Genomic DNA, 17049 nt, shown 5'->3' with positions numbered 1-17049 from the left:
CGTGCGTGCAGGTTGTGGTGCGTGGTCAGCGTGAGAGTGTGGCGACGGCCTCGGCGTGGACGCCGGGCGCGGCGGCCAGGAGGCTCTCGCTCTGCGGGGTCCAGGGGCGGCCCTCGGCGTCGGAGATCTGTCCGCCGGCCTCGGTGACGAGCAGCGCCCCAGGCAGCAGGTCCGCGCGGGCGCCGGCGAACTGCCAGAAGGCGTCGATCCGGCCGGCGGCCACGTTCAGCAGGTGCAGGGTCGCGGGCACGGCGGTGCGGACGACGAGCGCGTCGAAGAGCATCGCGGTGATCGATGAGCCGACGCGCCGCACGACCTTCTCGTCCTCGTCCGGCCGGGCCTGGCTGGTGGCCACGATGCTCAGGCCGAGGTCCGCGGTCTGGGAGACGTGCAGCGGCCGGCCGTCGAGGTAGGCGCCCCCGCCGGTGAGCGCGGTGTAGGTCTCGCCGGTCAACGGCAGGTGGACCGCGGTGAGCACCGGCTGGTTCTCACGCACGAGGGTGGCGGTCACCGCCCACTCTGGCAGGGCGTGCAGGTGGTTGACGTTGCCCTCGGCCGGATCCACGACCCACCATTCGCCTGGCGGCAGCGCCCCGCCGTCCAGTTCGTCCTCCACCCAGCCGGCGTCCGGGCGTAGGCGCGTGAGGCGGGGGCGCAGGATGTCGAGGGCCGTGGCGTCGTTGGCGGCGAGCGCGCGCATCAGCTCTTCGCGGGTCTGGTAGCGGACCACCTCGCCGAAGCGCTCGCGCAGCACCGAACCGGCCGCGCGCACGGCGATCGCGGTCTGGCCGAGCAGGTCGGCGTCGGAGGCGGCGACGTCAGTGGTCTGAAGCATTTCGGACATGTTGAACTCCCTTTTGAGAAGGAGGTGATAAGGCCGTTCGGGCCGAACTGTGCGCTCTGGTCTCGAAGGTATACAGCCCCTTGATTAACTTCAAATGCATGTAAAGCACGACTAGGATTACTCACATGCAATTGGATTTGAACCTGCTGGCCGCGCTCGACGCGCTGCTGGAGGAGGGCAGTGTGGCCGGGGCGGCCGCACGTCTGCATGTCACCGCCCCCGCGATGAGCCGGAGCCTGGGCCGAATCCGGCGCACGACCGGGGATCAGATCCTGGTGCGCACCGGCCGCACGATGACCCCGACGCCGTACGCGATCGCCGTCCGGGAACAGGTGCACGAGCTGCTGCACCAGGTCCAAGGGGTGCTGGCACCGAGCCGTGAACTCGATCTGGCAACGTTGGAGCGCACCTTCACACTCCGCTGGCACGATTCCCTGGTCGCCTTGAGCGGCCCCACACTGCTCTCGGCCGTGCGTGAAGAGGCGCCGGGCGTGCGATTGCGCTTCATCGCGGAATCCAGCATCGACACCCCCGAGTTGCGGCGCGGCGAGGTCGACCTGGAGGCGAACGCCCACCGCCCGAGCGCACCGGACATCCGTGCCGAGAACGTGGGCGAGACCCGTCTCGTCATCGTCGTGAGGCAGGGGCACGCCCTCACGCGCGTCAGGACCGTCACCGCAAAGCAGTACGCCGCCGCTGAGCACGTCACCGTCTCGCGACGTGGAAACCTCAGCAACGCCCTCGACGACGCCCTCGCGCGGCTCGGCCTCACCCGCCGCGTGGTGGCGACCGCGCCCACGGAAGCGGCCGCGCTGGAGTTCGCGCGCGGCTCCGATCTCCTGATCAGCGTCCCCGAAGCCACCACACGGTCAGCGGTCGCCGACCTCGGCCTGGTCGTGCTCCCCCTCCCGCTCGAACTGCCGTCGGCACCGATATACCTGTCATGGCATCAGCGCTACGACACCGACCACGCCCACGCCTGGCTGCGCGGGCTGGCGCGAACCGCGCTGGCCATGGGCGGAGCGTCGTCGTAGTCGGCGCCGTCCGGCCGCTTCACCCCTTCAACGTCAGCAGCGGTTTTGTCCGTGCGGGTGCTGGCGTGAGGGCGGCCAGACCGACGCCTGCGGCTCACGATCGCGGATCTGTGGGCTCTGCTCACTCGGTCGGCTCTTGGCCGGTGAGCAGCTTGAGCAAGCCGGCGGCGGCGTTGTCGCCGAAGATGAGCTGGTGGTTCTTGTCGGATTCGGCGGCGAACCGAGCGCTGCGGGAAAAGAGAGCCTGCTCGTACTCCGCAAGGGCGGCTTCGATGTCGTCGGGGTGTGCGGCGATGACTTTGCCGGCGCACTGACCGTTGACCCGTTTCAAGAGCCGCCCAGCTCGTCGCCCCTCAGATGCACCGTGTAGTCGCCCCCGTACTCCTCAGACTGGCGTGCCATGGCGGTGGCGTACTCGGTGCGTGCCTGGAGGTCTTCGTCGCTGATGGGCGGGTGTACAGGGTCGGTGGGCTGGGCGGGCCACAGCTGGATCAGGTGGCGCTCGCCGCGGTCCCCGATGCCGGGCTCGTGGTCGTCTGCGTGGCAGTACATCCGCATGGTCGCGGTCCGCTTCCGGTCCGTGCCTCATCTGCCCTTCGGCCACGAGGGACAGGGCTGTGGGACCTGGTCAACTGGGAGGACGTTGCCGCTCGCTACTCCGCAGCCCTATGAACCTGATCACACACATGCCCCGGCCCGCGTCGAGGGACGCGGGCCGGGGGCGATGGGGGCGCGGGTGTCCGCCAGTGGTCAGTCCGTGGACCGTACGGTGGGCATGGCAAGGCTGACCGGACCGGCGGTGCCGCTGCCGCTCTTGCAGGAGTCGTGGCAGTCCTTCTCCAGGCTGCAGCAGAGCGAGCAGATCGCGCCCCGATGGGAGGGGCAGCCCGCCATGTCGGGCCGCTCGAACTCGGTCACGCACACCGAGCAGGTCAGGACGGCGGCCGAGGGCAGGCCGTCCGCGCCCAGCAGCGGCTCGTCCAGGTCGTCGGCGCGGGCGATGTAGTACTTGCCCTTGGTCAGCACCGCAAACAGCGGCGAGAGCAGCATCGCCAGGAACAGCGCGATGAAGGGCGAGTACGCCTTGCCGTAGTCGCCGAACGCCTCGAAGTAAGCGGCGATCGAGACGGCCGAGGCGATCAGCATCGAGCCGAAGCCGACCGGGTTGAAGTTGTACAGGTGGGCGCGCTTGAACTCGATGTACGACGGGCTGAGCTTCAGCGGCTTGTTGATGACCAGGTCGGCGACGACCGCGCCGATCCAGGCGATGGCCACGTTGGAGTAGAAGCCGAGGACCGTGTTGAGGAAGCCGAAGACGCCGCCTTCCATCAGGGCCAGGGCGATGCCGACGTTGAGGAAGATGTAGACGACCCGGCCGGGGTGACGGTGGGTGAGGCGGGAGAAGAAGTTCGACCAGGAGAGCGAACCGGAGTACGCGTTCGTCGAGTTGATCTTTACCTGGGAGAGGATCACGAAGAACGTGGCCAGGCCCAGGGCAACCGGAGCGGCGAACGTCTTGAACCCGGACATGTACTGCTGGATCGGCTCGTTGGCCTTGGCCAGGCCCACACTGCCGGCGATGTAGAAAGCAAGGAAGGCGCCGCCGATCTGCTTGGCCGCACCGAGCACCACCCAGCCGGGGCCGGCGGAGAGCACGGCACCCCACCACTTCTTGCCGTTCTCCGGCGTCTTGTCCGGCATGAACCGCAGGTAGTCGACCTGCTCACCGATCTGCGCGATCAGCGACAGCGCCACACCGGCGCCCGCGCCGACGCCGAGCATGCTGATGGTGGAGCCGGTCGGTGAGTTGCCGGCGAAGTGGGTGAACTTCGAGAACTTGCCCGGGTCCTGGATCGCGATGGACACGAACGGTGCGACCATCAGCACCAGCCAGACCGGCTGCGTCCACACCTGCATCTTCGACAGCGCGGTCATGCCGTAGATGACCAGCGGCAGGATGATGAGGGAGCAGATCAGGTACCCGACGGTGAGCGGGATGTGCAGGCCCAGGTCCAGGGCCTGCGCCATGATGGAGCCTTCGAGGGCGAAGAAGATGAAGGTGAAGCTGGCGTAGATGACCGAGGTGAGCGTCGAGCCGAGGTAGCCGAAGCCCGCGCCCCGGGTCAACAGGTCCATGTCGATGGAGTACTTGGCCGAGTAGTACGAGATCGGTATGCCGGTCAGGAAGATGACCAAGGCCGCGGTCAGGATCGCCACCATGGCGCTGGAGAAGCCGTTGGAGATGGCGATCGAGCCGCCGATGGCGAAGTCGGCCAGATAGGCGATGCCGCCCAGCGCGGTGGTGGCCACCACGTAGGGGGTCCAGCGGCGGAAGGACTTCGGCGCGTAGCGCAGCGAGTAGTCCTCCAGCGTGTCGTTCTTCGCCCAGTCGTTATAGGTCCGTCCGGCTGATGTTGCCGGCGCCTCTCTGTCGACGATCTCCGTCACGACTCTTCCCTCTTCCGCATGCAGGGTCACCGCCCGGATGGCCCGGGGGAGTTCCACGGAAGAGTCACGCCGCACTGTTTCCCGGGCGTTTCGCATCCTTTAAATGAAGGCTCTTTAGTGAGCCTTTTGGTGACGCGCGTAGAAAAATGACTGGATAGAATCCAAGGTTCATCGAAATGTGCGCCTCGATGGCCCCTGAAGTGGCCATTCTTGTGTACCTCGAGTTCCCGGAGGGATTGGCTGTGACGGATTCCGATGGGAATTGCACGCCTGGTGATGGGGGTGCGCAAGCCGTCCAGTGTGTGGAGGTATTCCGCTGCTTGACGACCTGGTGAGTCCTCGCGCGGACTGGCGCCCGCCGGGTCTCGGGGTGTCGCCGTGCGTGCGCGGGGTGGTGCGCGTACGACCTGGTCGTCGCTGTGCCGAGGAGGATTGCTCTGCTTGATTCTTCCCATAGAAAATATTTCTGCGGCGGAGTATTGTCAATGGACAGGCGGGGCAAAGGGCATGACGGGTACGCTGACCAGCGCGAATGCGGGGCTGGGGTCAGAGTTGGGCGACGATGTCGAAGTCGAAGGCGTCCGCCCGTGCGAGGTACAGCCGTTGGTGGAGATGGTTGCCCTGCAGCCGCAGCAAGCCCCGAGGTCCCTCGTAGGTGACCGTGTCCTCCACCGCGCACATGGCGTCCACGTCCAGCGACTGCGCCCGCTCGGCAAGTGCCGCCAGCAGTCGTACCCCTTCGAAACACGACTCGCCGAGGCTCCCCACCACCGGGGCCTCGATGCCGAACCGGGCTGCGTAGCGGCCACTGAAGTCCAGGCTCTCGGCGGTCCCCAGCGTCTCGAAGTACCCGGCCGTCGCCCACAGTCCCTCGGTGGCCTCCGCGCCGGTGGCCAGCAGGATGTTCTCGTCCATGTGCGTGCTCAGCCGCGGACACCGCTGGTGCAGCCCACAGGCGGCGAATGCCCGGTTGAAACGCGCCGCGTCGTCCCCGACCAGCAACATCAGCACCACATCCGCCTCGCACCGCTCGATCCGGCGCAGCACCGGGGCGAACTCGTACGTCCCCAGCGGCACGAAGACCTCGTCCCGTACCTGGCCGCCACAGGCCCGGGCGTACCCGCGCGCGGCCCGGGCGGTGACGCGAGGCCACACGTAGTCGTTGCCCACCGTGCACCAGCGCCGAGCTCCGGTCGCCTCGGCCAGCAGTCGCATCGCCGGCAGCAACTGCGCCGCGTCCGTCTCGCCGGTCAGGAACACCCCGGGCGTGTGCTCACCGCCCTCGTACTGTGCGGTATAGATGTACGGCACCCTGCCCGCGATGCGCGGCACCAGTGCTCTGCGCACCGCCGAGGTGTGCCAGCCCACCACCGCCTCCACCGCCCGCAGCGACACCAGGGCCTCGACCTCGCCCGCAGCCCGCTCCGGCGCAGCTCCGCCGTCCACGACGACCAGCCGGACCTCCTGGCTCAGCACGCCGCCCGCGGCGTTCAGCTCCTCCACGGCCAGTTGTGCGGCCATCTCGCACGACGGGCCGAAGACTCCGGCCGGACCCTGCAACGGCACGACCAGCGCCACGTTCAGGGTCCTGCCCGAGTTGCCGTTCCTCGACGGGGGCAGCGGATACACCAGACCACCTCCGTGAGGGCATGGGGGCATGCGGATCGCGGTCCCGGCCCCAGCGCCCTCGCGGAGGCTCGTAATCTGTCCAAACAGTAGACCTATCGGAAGGACACCGGCAATGCCGTCTGAATCGTCGCCGGACCTCGCTCATCTCCTCAGCCACGCCGAACGGCGCCTCGTGCGGCGCCTGGCTGCCGTGCTGGCCGAGGAGGGCTGCTCGGTCGAGCAGTGGCGCGTCCTGTCGAGCGTCGCCGACGGCCGGGGCCACCCGATGACCGAGATCGCCGACCAGGCCCTGATGCCGGCACCCAGCTTGACCAAGCTCGTCGACCTCATGGTCGCCGACAACCTGGTTCACCGCCGCCCCGATCCCGCCGACCGCCGCCGCGTCCTGCTGTATCTCACGCCCCGCGGCAGCGCGTTCCACCGACGTGCCGCCCGTCGCGTCCGCACGGACCAGGCCCGGCTTCTTGACGCCCTCGCCGACCACGGCGAACTCATCAAGCTGCTCCCGATGCTCACGGCAACCCTCGACGGACAGTCTGCGGTCGCTCCGGCTGAACGGCTGCGTTGATCAACGGAAGCGCGATCATCGCGATCGGACCTGACCGCCTGCGATGCTGCTCCCTGGGAGTGGGTTGACTGTCAAAGGCTGCCGGGAGACTTGTCCAGGTTGAACTGGGCCGTCAAGTCCGGGTGAACGGCACTCTCGTGCGGGATGAAGCTGGACAGCTGACCGGGGTTGAGCAAGTCCATATGGAGCGGCTCACTGCGTCAGAACCCGTAGTCGGTGGTGACGTCGAGCGCGGCGAGGTGCCGCTCGACGGTAACTGGTCCGTGCCCGTGGACGGTGACGGTACGGCCCTGGTGCGAGGACTAGGAGCACGGTCCACCAGCCGGCTGAGGTCCACAGCTTTCCGGTCGCCGACGTGATCTCGCCGTTCAGGAACTGCCACTGCTGGGACGGCCGGGCATCGACCTGCTCGGCTTCGTGTGTGGCGGCGACCGCCCCGACGGCGCCCTCGCCGACGCCATCGACAGACACTTCGGCGCCTTCGAGCGGTTCAAGAAGCAGCTCACGGTTGCTACTTCGAGCGGGCAGGGCTCCGGCTGGGGCGTGTTTGCCTGGGAGCCGCTCGGCAGGCGGCTGATTCGGGTCGACCACCGGATCCGGGAGGTCGGCCCGCACCACGTAGTCGGGGCCCTCCCGGCCGGCCGACCAGACCGTCATGGCCCCGGACACGTTCTGGAAGCGCACGCCTGTCTCGATGGCCACCTGGAGGGTGTCGCCGGCGAGCATGGCGAAACCCAGGAGGCCCCAGGCGGTGAGGTGCTGGGCGGCTCCGACCCGCAGGCCCAGGTTCTCGTCGCCGGTGAGTTCGACGGCGCGTCGGATGACGGCACTACCCTGCCGGTAGGAGACGCGCAGGGCCGCCGATGCCATCAGGGTCTCAGTGAGACCCACTTGTGTCAGCTCCGGTTGCAGGTCGACGCCGTACTCCCGGTGATCTGGCTGAGGTAGCGCAGGATGTTCGGGGAGATCGTCGCCGACGTGCTGCGCGTGGTGCCGTTCTCCGGACGGGGTGGCTCGGGCATGGCTTCTCTCCAGGGCCGTACTGGCGACCACTCTAGGCAGTGGCGTCAGGTTTCCGCTTTGTCAGCGGGTACGGATCCACACCGTCTTCTCCCTGGTCCACTGGTCGAAGGCGTTGGTGGATCGCTCCGCCCCGCCGAATCCGGACTGCTTCCAGCCGCCGAAGGGGGAGGTGATGTCGCCCTCGCTGTAGGCGTTGACGGAGACCACCCCGGCCTGGATGCCACGGGCGAGGCGGAAGGCGGTGTCGAGGTCGCGGGTCCATACGGAGGCGGCGAGGCCGTAGGCGGTGGCGTTGGCCGTCCGGACGGCTTCCTGCTCGGAGGTGAAGGTCTGAACGGTGACCACGGGTCCGAACAGTTCCTCGGTGAGGACCCTGCTGTCGTCGGGGGCGCCGACCACCACGGTGGGCGGGTAGTAGGCCCCGTGCGGGTGCAGGCCTTCCGGCGACCGGGCCATGTGCGCCACGGCTCCGGCGGCGACCGCCTCGTCCACGGCGCGGGCGACCCGGTCCCGCGCCGCACCGCTGATCAGCGGTCCCATCCGGGTGTCCGGGTCGGCGGGGTCACCGATGGCCAGCGCCCCGGCGGCGGCCGTGAACCGGGCGATGACCTCGGCGGCGATGTCCTCGTGGACCAGGACGCGGGAGCCCGCCGTACAGTTCTGGCCCGTCGTCAGGAACGCGGCCTCGACCATGTCTTCGATGAGCTCGGCGCCGAAGTCGAGTGCGTCCGGCATGAGGACCTGGGGGCTCTTGCCACCCATCTCCAGGGAGACGCGTTTGAAGTTGGTCTCCGCGGCATCCGCCAGGATCCGCCGTCCGGTGGCCGTCGAGCCGGTGAAGGACAGAGCGTCCACCCCGGGGTGGCGAGCGAGCGCCCGGCCGGCTTCCGCCCCGTGGCCGGGCAGAACGGTGAGCGTCCCGTCCGGCAGACCCGCTTCCATAGCCAGCCTGGCCATGTGGAGGGCCGAGCGGGGGGTCGCTTCGGCAGGCTTGAGCAGCAGGCTGTTGCCCGCCGCGAGGGCGGGGCCGATCTTCCAGGCGGCCATGGCGAGCGGGTAGTTCCACGGGAGGACGGACGCAGCCACTCCGACGGGTTCCCGGCTCATCAGGCCGAGGTGGTTGCGGCCGGTGGGCGCGACGCGCCCGAAGACCTTGTCGGCCGCCTCCGCGAACCAGCGGATCGACTCGATCGCGCCGGGCACGTCGCCGGTGCGGCAGTCCGTGATGGGTTTGCCCGCGTCCTCGCAGTCCAGGCGGGCCAGGATCTCGGCGTCGCGTTCCATCAGGTCCGCGAGGTGCAGCAGCACCGCGGCCCGCTCCCGGGGCGGCAGCCCCGACCACGCTCCGCTGTCGAAGACTCGGTGGGCCTGGTCCACGGCTGTGTCCACCTCGTCGGCGGTGGCGGCGGGCAGGGTGTCAATGGTTTCTCCGGTCGCCGGGTTGACGACTCTGAGCAGACGGACGTTCGTTTCTGTGGTCACGGTCATGCCTCCTTCACCAGTTCCCAGCGGCCGTCGACCTGACGGGCCAGTCCTCTGCGGCGCAGGTCCTCCAGGTATCTGGCCAGGCCGCGCTCGCCGCGCCTACGGAAGAGCGGGAGGAGTCTGGGCAGGAGGTTCGGCATCAGCATGGAGAAGCGGACCAGGCGGGATTCACCTGCGCGCGGATACGCTTCGAGTCGCGGCCTGTCGAGCAGGCTCACCACCGCGGCGACGACGTCGGACGGCTGCTGCGGCGGGTCCTGGAACTGCAGGGAGTTGCCGCCTTCGACGGCCTCCTGGCGCAGCATCGGGGTGTCGGTGGCCGACGGCAGGACGGAGCCGACACGGATGCCCTTGTCGCCCAGGTCGAGGGCGATGGACGGCATGGCGCCGCGCAGCCCGAACTTCGACGCCGCGTAGATGGGGGTCTCGCCCTGCGGGAAGATGCCGGCCAGTGACACCGTCGTGATGACGCGGGGGTCGTCGGCAGCCCTCAGCAGGGGGATGGCGAGCCGGGTCGCGACGAGCGGGGAGAGCAGGTTGAGGTCGATCTCCCGTGCGATGCTCTCCACCTCGCGCACGTCGAATCGCTCGGTGCTGGTCATACCGACGTTGTTGACCAGCACGTCGAGGCGGCCGAAGGCGAAGGCGACGTGTTCGAAGAGGTCCGCCACCTCTGCCCGGTCCAGCAGGTCGCAGCCGAGGCCCAGGTGACCGGCGCCGGGAAGGGTGTCCGCGACCCGCTGCGCGCGTTCACCGTCGATGTCGACGACGACGCACACGGCGCCGCCGGCCGCGAACCGTCGGCACAGTGCGCTGCCGATGCCGCCCGCGCCGCCCGTCACCAGCATCACCTTGCCGGTGTAGTCGTAGCCGCTCATGCCGCCGTTTCCTTGCTGCGGACGGCCGACACGGCTGGGGGGCGTCCCTCTGTGGGCCAGCCCATGGCGGCGGCGACCTTGGTGAGGTACCTGGTGTACGCGACGCTGTCGACGTAGCCGGTGTGGCGCGGGGAGTCCACGAACCTCAGGCCGCCGGACAGGTCCGGGCGGTCGCCGCGGATCATGCGGGCGAACCGCTCGGCGTTCGGCATGCCCCGGCGGGTGTCCTGGACGAAGCCGGCGATCAGCTGTGCCTGAGCGTCGAAGAACCCCAAGCGCCGTCGGTGAGCCCGTTTTGGGCCGTTGCCGAGACCTGGCAACCGGCTCCACCGGCTGCGGCTTGGCGAGCCTGCGTATCTCAGCCTGGCGACTCCTCGATCGCGCCTGGTGGGCGCCCCCGCCCAGCATCGGGATCGGGGGTGCCCGGTCGGGTCATGCTCGGGTGAGCACGATCTTCTTACCGCCGGCCCGTCCGGTGACCACCCGGGCGAACGCGGCCGGTCCCTCGCTCAGCGGCAGGGGTTCCGGTGCGAGTTTCAAGGTTCCCGCGGCGGCCTGCTCCGCCAGCTGGACAAGCTGCGCGGCGTTGGGCTCGACGTAGAGGTCCCAACTCGTGATGCCTCGTTCATCCGGAGGCGCGTCCGAGGTCAGGGAGCACAGTCGTCCGCCGTCCCGCACCAAAGGCAGGGCGGCGTCCGCCGTGCCGGTGGCGATGATGAGGGCGGCGTCGAACCCGCCGCGTACCTTGGTCGACCAGTTCGGGTCGTGGTAGTCGACGACCTCCATCGCTCCCAGACCGAGCAGGCGCTCTGCGGCGGCAGCAGACGCGGTCGCGGTCACCTCGATGCCCTTGGCCGCGGCGAGCTGGATGGCCAGGGCTCCGGTGGCCCCGCCTCCGTTGGTGATCAGGAGCCGCTGTCCTCGGCTGAGGTCCAGCTTCTCCAGGGCCTGCAACGCGGTGAGTCCGTTGACCGGCAGCGCCGCCGCGTGCACGGCGTCCAACTCGGGTGGGCAGGCTGCCGCGTGATCCGCGTTGATCAGAACCTGTTCGGCCCAGAAGCCGCTTCCGCCGGGCAGCGGGGCCTCGTGGGCGAGCACCCGGTCGCCTACGGCAAACCGGGTGACACCCGCGCCGACGGCCAGCACCTTGCCTGCGCCCTCCACTCCCAGCGCCGCCGGGGGGCGCAGACCCACGTCCCAGCCGGCGCCGTTCAGCAGTTGGTCCCACGGGCCGACCCCGGCCGCCTCTACCTCCACCAGGATCTGACCGGGCCCGGGAGATGACGGTTCGGGCAACTCCAGCAGGGCGACTTCCTTCTCGGCCCCGGACACTCCGCATGCTTTCACAGTAGATCTTTGTCCTCTCACTCAGTCCGACCGACCAAGAAATACGGGCCGGAAACCCAAAGCAGGCACCAGTGTCGACCTCAAGATCCCCTTACAGAGGTCGCTCGTGGTCTCAGCCGCACTGGTGTCGAACCTATGCAGCCAGGCCTGGGCGGTGCAGGGGCCGCCGGGGTGGACGGCGATGTGGCCTGTAGTGACGTCGAGGGACACGGTGGCCAGGGTTTCCCAGCGCTGGCCGAGTGGCGCGGTCGGGGCCGCGTGGCAGCACAGGGCCGCGCCCTCGGCGCGGTGGACAGTGAGGGCCTGCAGCAGGGCGCCGCGGTCCGGGGCATCCAGCGGGCGGGTGCGTTTCTGCAGGGCCTCGAAGCGGTGGTAGGTGTCGGGGTCCTGCGTTCCGATGGTCTCTCCGGGGGACAGGTTCGGGGCGAGGAAGTGATTGGTGTGGAGCAGGTAGCCGTCGTCGCCGGGCTGGATCAGGGCGCGACCGGCCGGGCTGACTTCGACGGTGGCGGCGCGGGCGCGGCCTTCCTCGTAGTCGCACAGGGTGAGCGCGGAAGAGGCCGCGACCGGGGTGCCCATGGCCAGTGCCTTCGCCTTGTCGAGGGTCGCGCAGCGGTCGAGTACCAGGCGGGCCAGGACGTGGACCGGGAGCCATGGGCCGTGGCGTCCGGGGGACTGGTCGGAGCGGTGGCCGAGGATGTTGAAGTGGAGGCCGAGTCCGCGGGAGTTGACTCCGATCTTGCCGACGATGCCGTATTCGGTGAGCGTGCGCACCACCCGGCCGTCTGGGTGCTCGACGGTCCACACGAACCAGTTGTCGCGCATGCCATCGTGCCAGTCCCAGGTCTGGCTGGTGACCGGCGGGCCGCCGTCGGCCGGGGTGTGGACGACGGTCGAGCACTCCGGGTGCTGCTGCCCGAGTCGGCCGAGGATCTCCGTGCGGGCATTGAGCGCGGCGATCTGATGCGGCGGCAGGCCGGAGCCGTGGGCGATGCCGTCGATCTCGACGGCTAGGTCGGGGGCCAGCGCGCTGATGTGCTCCAAGGCCTCCTCGCCCCACTTGGTGACGTCTTGGCGAGCCGCCCCGGCGGTAGCGAAGAGTTCGTCGTAGAACTCCCAGGTCCGCCGGATCTGGTCGGGGAAGGCGCGGCCGAGGAGCAGTCCTTGGTCGCCCGGGGCGGCGGCAGCTGATCGGAAGACCGTGGGGCTGGGCATGAAGTGGGTTCTCCTCATCCGAAAGTCGACGCGATGCACGCGACGAGCACCCGTGTTGCCAAGCTGCGTCATACCGTCCAGCAGGTCGCGGCTCGGATGGGCGTCTGGTCAGTTACTGCCGGGTCGGCCTGTGCCATACGTAAGAGCCAGGTCGTGAGCAGCGTTTCGAGTGTTGTGGTCTCGGTGGGTGTCAGCAGGTTCAGTAGGCGGCGCTCGTTGAGAGCATCGGACCCACGCTGATCCGCTTGACCCCGATCTTTTGCAGCTCCGGGACGGTCAGCACCTTGTCCCCCGGCGACGCCAGGACGTTGACCGGTGTCGGCGCGACCGCGGTCACGATCGCGACGAGCGCGTCGCGGTCGGGCGGGAACGGCGCGTAGAGCACATCCGCACCGGCCTCGGCGAAGGCCGTCAGACGCCGGATGGTGTCAACGAGATCGGGCCGCCCCTGGATGAAGTTGTCGGTCCGACCAGTGACGACGATGCGTCCCCTGTCCGCGTTGACGGCGCTACGTACGCGATTGAATGCCTCGTCGAAGTCGCGGATCGGTTCTACGGAGATACTCCCCGCAGTCTGTAGGGATCGTTGCTCATCCCTTGACGGTGAAAGCTACTTCTGCAGGAAGGAGCTCAGCAGAGCCGTCACTTCCTTCGGCCTCTCCTCGTTCACGAAGTGGCCTGTATTCTTCAGGACTACTCCCTGGACGTTCGCGGCGTATTCATGCCACTGGCTGGGGACCCCTGGACCGAAGGAAAGCTGGCCACCGACCGCGAGGATAGGCATCTTCAACTTGCCCTGCGCAAGGAATTCCTTGTTCTGCTGAACGTCTGTGCGAAGCCCACGGTACACATTCATCCAGGCCGTCGCGCGGCCGGGCTCCTTCAGGAAGTGGGCGTAGTAGTCAAAGTCCGACGGCGTGAACGGCGACTTGTCGCCCGCGACGTACTCGAGCATCATGTCGTGGACGAGGACGCGTTCGTGACCAGCAATGAGCTTTTCAGCGAGGGGCAGCTGGAACAAGCCAAAGTGCCACGGCGAGGGCTTGTTCGGGTCGGCGTTGAGCGCGGGGTAGCTGTAGATGCTCTTATCCGGGATGGGAGCTTCCATCACAGCCATGCTCCGCACTTCCGGCCGGAACTGCGCCGCATAGCCGTAGGCGACCCACATACCAATATCGTGGGCGACAACCTGCACGCCGTTGTTGAGCCTCAGCTGCGTCAGTAGCTGATGCACGTCCTTCGCCAACTGCGCCGCGTCGTAACCACTCTCGGTGACCTGGGACTGGCCAGCACCACGCAGGTCGACGGCGATCACGGTGTGCTTCTTGGAGAGCGGGCCCATCTCCTGCCGCCACTCGCTCCAATCCTCGGGGAACCCGTGGATCATTACCACAGGTGAACCTTTGCCACCCCGCACATAGTGCATGCGAAAGCCATTTACCGCCGCGAACTTGGACTGAAAGCCAGCGGGTGGTTGAGACTGCGGGTAAGACGACGTGGACTGCGCCGCCACTGAGCCGTGCTCGCGACTATCGCCCCATGCTCCAGAGCTCAAAGCCACGGAGCCCACCAGGAGAGCCACCACAGCCGTGATGAGCGCGATGAGCTTGTTGGTCTTTCCTATTCCGATGCGTGGATCTTCGCTCCACAGCTTGCTGTCGTTCACTTTCTTGTTCTTTCTCTGAGTGTTTCGGGGTTCACTGCCGGCGCTGTGGACGCCGTGCCGACGTGCAAGGTTGCGGTCTTTCGATCAGGTGAGGATCGGCGCGGCCGAGGCGGCGAACGAGGCCTCCCGGGGGGACCACCTCAGGTGAAAATGTCTGCCGGAGCGTTCCGCCTCGGCGAGCCAGGTTGATCACCGTTGTCGCGTCCAGTATCGAGCCTGACATTGAGATTGTCCCCTTCCTCGTATGCGTGGTGGGTTTTGGTTTCCGGGTGGTGTTTAGATGAAGGTGAACAGCTGGTCGGCGTCGAATCGCGAGATCGGGCTGGTGTACACCCTCGCGAGGTCGGGGTAGCCGAGGGCCAGCAGCACGGTCGTGCTGTGTCCGGTCTCGCGGATCTTGAACGCCTTGTCGACACTGGTCGGGTCGAACCCCTCCAGCGGCGTGGCCTCGACGCCGAGTTCGGCGGCCGCCATCATGGTCAGGCCCACCGCCATGTAGGTCTGCTTCTCCATCCAGTGGCTCAGGTCCTTGTAGCCGTAGTTGCGCAGGTTGAGGAAGTCCCGGGTCATCGACTCCCACAGCTCCTGCTTTGATGGGTCAGGGAACCGGCCGTCGGCCCTCTCCTTCGTGAACACCGCCTCGAGGTGGCTGTCCGGCACATCTGCCCGGGTGGTGAGGATGACGGTGTGCGACGCGTTCAGGATCTTCTCGGCGTTGTCCTGGAACCGCTCGCCCAGGTTGTTGGCGAGCCGCTCTTTGCCTTCGGGCGTGGCGAGGACGTAGAAGTGGTTCGGCTGGATGTTCACCGACGTCGGCGTGGAACGCAGGAACCTCAGCAGCTGCTGAAGGGTTTCCTCCGGGATGGTCTTGCTGGGGTCGAAATACCTGGTGAGATGCTTGTTCATGAGCTTGTCGAGATTCATGTCAATCCGCCTTCTTCTTGCAATCAGTAGATGAGGAGCGGTGGTTCGCAGGTTTTGGGCTAGTTCTTGCCGCGGGCAAGCAGTTCATCAATACGCTCGAAACTCATGCCTGTCGTCGCCGAGGCGAGGTCGCCCGCGACGAGCGCCTTGGTGGCGTGTTCGAGGGCCCCCATCGCGTTCGCGTAGGGCATCGGACCCACGCTGATCCGCTTGACCCCGATCTTTTGCAGCTCCGCGACGGTCAGCACCTTCTCCGCCGGCGACACCAGGACGTTGACCGGTGTCGGCGCGACCGCGGTCACGATCGCGACGAGCGCGTCGCGGTCGGGCGGGAACGGCGCGTAGAGCACATCCGCGCCGGCCTCGGCGAAGGCCGTCAGACGCCGGATGGTGTCAACGAGATCGGGCCGCCCCTGGATGAAGTTGTCGGTCCGACCAGTGACGACGATGCGTCCCCTGTCCGCGTTGACGGCGCTACGTACGCGATTGAATGCCTCGTCGAAGTCGCGGATCGGTTGATCGGGATTGCCCGAGGTGTCCTCGATCCCGATACCGGCCAGGCCGGACGCCACGGTGGCCTCAACGGTCGCGGCGACGTCTTCAGGCGTGTCGCCGTAACCGTCCTCGAAGGCTCCGTTCACGGGCAGCCCGGTGAGTCGGCCGAGCAGCCGCGCATGCTCGAGGTGCTCGTCGCGGGTGACTTCGTGACGCCCGTCGGACCTGCCAAGCGTGCCCGCGAGCGCCGCCGACGATGTCGCGATCGCCTCGAAGCCGGCATCAGCCAGCATCAGCGCCGAGAGGCCGTCCCATGCGTTCGGCATGACGACCCCGCCGTCACGGGTGTGCAACGCCATGAATTTCTAGTAGAGCTCAGAACTCGGCATGTGAAGCCCCTTCTTGAAAGATCACCGGATCGGCGAGAGGGGTACCGGGCCGCGCACGCGGCCCGGTACGAGGGTTCGAGCGGTCAGCCCAACGTACCGACCGAGTCGGCGGCGGGGATGTCGACGTCGGACTGGTTGACGTTGTTGATGAAGTTGGTGAGCAGGAATTGCACCGTCACCGCGACGATCGCCAGGATCTGCGGGTCGGTGTACCCGGCGCCTCGCACACCCGCGAGCTCGGCGTCGCTGACCCGCCCGCGGCTGTCGACCACCCGTTGGGCGAAGCGAGCGGCCGCGGCGCGTTTGGGATCGACCGAGCTCCCTGCGCGGCCGAGCTCGATGTCTTCGCCTGACATGCCGCCGAATTCGGTCGCGACGTAGGTGTGCATCGCCAGGCAGTAACTGCAGCCGTTGGCTTGCGACACGGCCAGCGCGATGCTGTGCCGCGTCTTCGCATCGAGAACCCGGCTCAAGGTGCCTTGCAGAGTCGTGACGACCTCAAGAACGGTCGGGTTCGACGCGATGGTCTTGAACATGTTCGGGACGAAACCGAGCTGTGCACCAACGTTGTCGAGTATCTGCTGCGCGCCGGCGGGCACATCCTCTCGAGGGGGAACGTTCAGTCGTGACATGGCCAATCGACCTCCGGTCGGGGTGTGAGTAGTAGTCATCGAGCCCGGGTCGGGCTCGTAGTGCTTCAGAGCTCCGCCGCAGGCCTTAGCTGGGCGGGCCGCAACCTCGCCGGTGGCGTCGGTTGCGCCGGGCGCCTGCTGCCTGCATTGCGAGGGGTGACTCCGTCGGCACCGAGTTCCGGATCTCTTCTCCACCGGGCACCGCCTAAGAAGGACTATACAGACCAGAAACTTCAACGCAACCCCTCCCCCGGTCCAGCTGAGTCCGCCGCACTGGATGCAAGCGGGTCAACGTCGCATCGGACAATAAATCCGCAGCTCAATGGGACACAGAGGCTGTACCGTGAGCCACTTCGACCGGTCGGCACGAACGAGTTCAAGCCGCCTCGAGCCAGTCCGGCTCGGGCCTGATCGATTGATTTGATGGACGATTTAGTCCACTCTAGAGGACGAAGGCGAGATCTCTCGGATC

The 17049-nt window shown here is 67.7% G+C and carries 16 protein-coding genes and 3 pseudogenes; 3 read left to right on the top strand and 16 right to left on the bottom strand.

The annotated features are described in order from the left end of the window. Positions 1–25: 25 nt before the first annotated feature. A complete protein-coding gene (locus ACFYOH_RS37275; protein ID WP_388635137.1) occupies positions 26–844 on the bottom strand; it encodes an inositol monophosphatase family protein in 819 nt (272 codons plus the stop codon). A 125-nt stretch (positions 845–969) separates the two neighbouring features. Between ACFYOH_RS37275 and ACFYOH_RS37270 the strand changes: the two genes are divergently transcribed. After that, on the top strand, positions 970–1878 hold the full coding sequence (locus ACFYOH_RS37270; protein WP_388635135.1) for a LysR family transcriptional regulator: 909 nt from the start codon (positions 970–972) through the stop codon (positions 1876–1878). Positions 1879–1999: 121 nt separating this feature from the next. Here the strand turns inward: ACFYOH_RS37270 and ACFYOH_RS37265 are convergent, their stop codons facing one another. From ACFYOH_RS37265 to ACFYOH_RS37250, 4 genes are all read right to left on the bottom strand, one after another. Next, positions 2000–2209 carry a hypothetical protein gene (locus tag ACFYOH_RS37265; protein ID WP_388635133.1) on the bottom strand — a complete coding sequence of 70 codons (210 nt, stop codon included), beginning with the start codon at positions 2207–2209 and terminating at the stop codon, positions 2000–2002. Continuing rightward, positions 2206–2430 (bottom strand): hypothetical protein, encoded by a 225-nt coding sequence (locus ACFYOH_RS37260; RefSeq protein ID WP_388635131.1) that lies wholly within the window; start codon positions 2428–2430, stop codon positions 2206–2208. The genes ACFYOH_RS37265 and ACFYOH_RS37260 overlap by 4 nt, the downstream gene beginning before the upstream one ends. A gap of 198 nt (positions 2431–2628) precedes the next feature. Further along, entirely contained in the window at positions 2629–4326 is a 1698-nt protein-coding gene (locus ACFYOH_RS37255; protein WP_388635129.1) for a purine-cytosine permease family protein, read from the bottom strand. Positions 4327–4872: 546 nt separating this feature from the next. Next, positions 4873–5955 carry a substrate-binding domain-containing protein gene (locus tag ACFYOH_RS37250; protein ID WP_388635127.1) on the bottom strand — a complete coding sequence of 361 codons (1083 nt, stop codon included), beginning with the start codon at positions 5953–5955 and terminating at the stop codon, positions 4873–4875. A 112-nt stretch (positions 5956–6067) separates the two neighbouring features. Here ACFYOH_RS37250 and ACFYOH_RS37245 point away from each other — a divergent pair, with 112 nt between their 5' ends. Together ACFYOH_RS37245 and ACFYOH_RS37240 are read left to right on the top strand one after the other, a co-directional pair. Next, positions 6068–6523 (top strand): MarR family winged helix-turn-helix transcriptional regulator, encoded by a 456-nt coding sequence (locus tag ACFYOH_RS37245; protein WP_388635125.1) that lies wholly within the window; start codon positions 6068–6070, stop codon positions 6521–6523. A 417-nt stretch (positions 6524–6940) separates the two neighbouring features. Further along, positions 6941–7033: pseudogene (locus ACFYOH_RS37240) on the top strand (superoxide dismutase); the annotation flags it as partial. Between the two features lie 69 nt (positions 7034–7102). On the opposite strand, the pseudogene ACFYOH_RS37235 reads toward ACFYOH_RS37240, so the two are convergent. From ACFYOH_RS37235 to ACFYOH_RS37185, 11 genes and pseudogenes are all read right to left on the bottom strand, one after another. After that, positions 7103–7545 (bottom strand): annotated as a pseudogene (locus ACFYOH_RS37235) (AraC family transcriptional regulator ligand-binding domain-containing protein); the annotation flags it as partial. A 61-nt stretch (positions 7546–7606) separates the two neighbouring features. Further along, entirely contained in the window at positions 7607–9034 is a 1428-nt protein-coding gene (locus tag ACFYOH_RS37230; protein ID WP_388635123.1) for an aldehyde dehydrogenase family protein, read from the bottom strand. Next, positions 9031–9909 (bottom strand): SDR family NAD(P)-dependent oxidoreductase, encoded by an 879-nt coding sequence (locus ACFYOH_RS37225; protein ID WP_388635121.1) that lies wholly within the window; start codon positions 9907–9909, stop codon positions 9031–9033. The genes ACFYOH_RS37230 and ACFYOH_RS37225 overlap by 4 nt, the downstream gene beginning before the upstream one ends. Continuing rightward, a pseudogene (locus tag ACFYOH_RS37220) lies at positions 9906–10175 on the bottom strand (NAD(P)/FAD-dependent oxidoreductase); the annotation flags it as partial. The gene ACFYOH_RS37225 and the pseudogene ACFYOH_RS37220, both read right to left, overlap by 4 nt. Before the next feature lie 166 nt (positions 10176–10341). Then, positions 10342–11241 carry an NADP-dependent oxidoreductase gene (locus tag ACFYOH_RS37215; protein WP_388635119.1) on the bottom strand — a complete coding sequence of 300 codons (900 nt, stop codon included), beginning with the start codon at positions 11239–11241 and terminating at the stop codon, positions 10342–10344. 36 nt (positions 11242–11277) lie between these two features. Beyond that, positions 11278–12471, bottom strand: coding sequence for a C45 family autoproteolytic acyltransferase/hydolase (locus tag ACFYOH_RS37210; RefSeq protein WP_388635117.1), 1194 nt, complete (start codon positions 12469–12471; stop codon positions 11278–11280). 199 nt (positions 12472–12670) lie between these two features. Further along, positions 12671–13018, bottom strand: a complete 348-nt coding sequence (locus tag ACFYOH_RS37205) for an isocitrate lyase/phosphoenolpyruvate mutase family protein (protein WP_388635180.1) — start codon at positions 13016–13018, stop codon at positions 12671–12673. 63 nt (positions 13019–13081) lie between these two features. Next, on the bottom strand, positions 13082–14137 hold the full coding sequence (locus tag ACFYOH_RS37200) for an alpha/beta fold hydrolase (protein ID WP_388635115.1): 1056 nt from the start codon (positions 14135–14137) through the stop codon (positions 13082–13084). 276 nt (positions 14138–14413) lie between these two features. Beyond that, positions 14414–15061, bottom strand: a complete 648-nt coding sequence (locus ACFYOH_RS37195; protein ID WP_388635113.1) for a nitroreductase family protein — start codon at positions 15059–15061, stop codon at positions 14414–14416. Positions 15062–15120: 59 nt separating this feature from the next. Continuing rightward, complete coding sequence (locus tag ACFYOH_RS37190; protein ID WP_388635111.1) at positions 15121–15915, bottom strand: isocitrate lyase/phosphoenolpyruvate mutase family protein; 795 nt, start codon at positions 15913–15915, stop codon at positions 15121–15123. A 113-nt stretch (positions 15916–16028) separates the two neighbouring features. After that, on the bottom strand, positions 16029–16577 hold the full coding sequence (locus ACFYOH_RS37185; protein ID WP_388635109.1) for a carboxymuconolactone decarboxylase family protein: 549 nt from the start codon (positions 16575–16577) through the stop codon (positions 16029–16031). Positions 16578–17049: the final 472 nt, after the last annotated feature.

The organism is Streptomyces sp. NPDC007856 (genome assembly GCF_042868225.1).
Classification (GTDB): Bacteria; Actinomycetota; Actinomycetes; order Streptomycetales; family Streptomycetaceae; genus Streptomyces.
Note: the sequence above shows the minus strand (reverse complement) of the source record. Positions and strands in the feature narration are given on the sequence as shown.

What these genes read in the sequence shown, in the direction of transcription:
- ACFYOH_RS37275 (WP_388635137.1), bottom strand. Translation starts at nt 844, where the DNA reads ATGTCCGAAATGCTTCAGACCACTGACGTCGCCGCCTCCGACGCCGAC.
- ACFYOH_RS37270 (WP_388635135.1), top strand. Translation starts at nt 970, where the DNA reads ATGCAATTGGATTTGAACCTGCTGGCCGCGCTCGACGCGCTGCTGGAG.
- ACFYOH_RS37260 (WP_388635131.1), bottom strand. Translation starts at nt 2,430, where the DNA reads ATGTACTGCCACGCAGACGACCACGAGCCCGGCATCGGGGACCGCGGC.
- ACFYOH_RS37245 (WP_388635125.1), top strand. Translation starts at nt 6,068, where the DNA reads ATGCCGTCTGAATCGTCGCCGGACCTCGCTCATCTCCTCAGCCACGCC.
- ACFYOH_RS37230 (WP_388635123.1), bottom strand. Translation starts at nt 9,034, where the DNA reads ATGACCGTGACCACAGAAACGAACGTCCGTCTGCTCAGAGTCGTCAAC.
- ACFYOH_RS37225 (WP_388635121.1), bottom strand. Translation starts at nt 9,909, where the DNA reads ATGAGCGGCTACGACTACACCGGCAAGGTGATGCTGGTGACGGGCGGC.
- ACFYOH_RS37210 (WP_388635117.1), bottom strand. Translation starts at nt 12,471, where the DNA reads ATGCCCAGCCCCACGGTCTTCCGATCAGCTGCCGCCGCCCCGGGCGAC.
- ACFYOH_RS37195 (WP_388635113.1), bottom strand. Translation starts at nt 15,061, where the DNA reads ATGAATCTCGACAAGCTCATGAACAAGCATCTCACCAGGTATTTCGAC.
- ACFYOH_RS37190 (WP_388635111.1), bottom strand. Translation starts at nt 15,915, where the DNA reads ATGGCGTTGCACACCCGTGACGGCGGGGTCGTCATGCCGAACGCATGG.
- ACFYOH_RS37185 (WP_388635109.1), bottom strand. Translation starts at nt 16,577, where the DNA reads ATGTCACGACTGAACGTTCCCCCTCGAGAGGATGTGCCCGCCGGCGCG.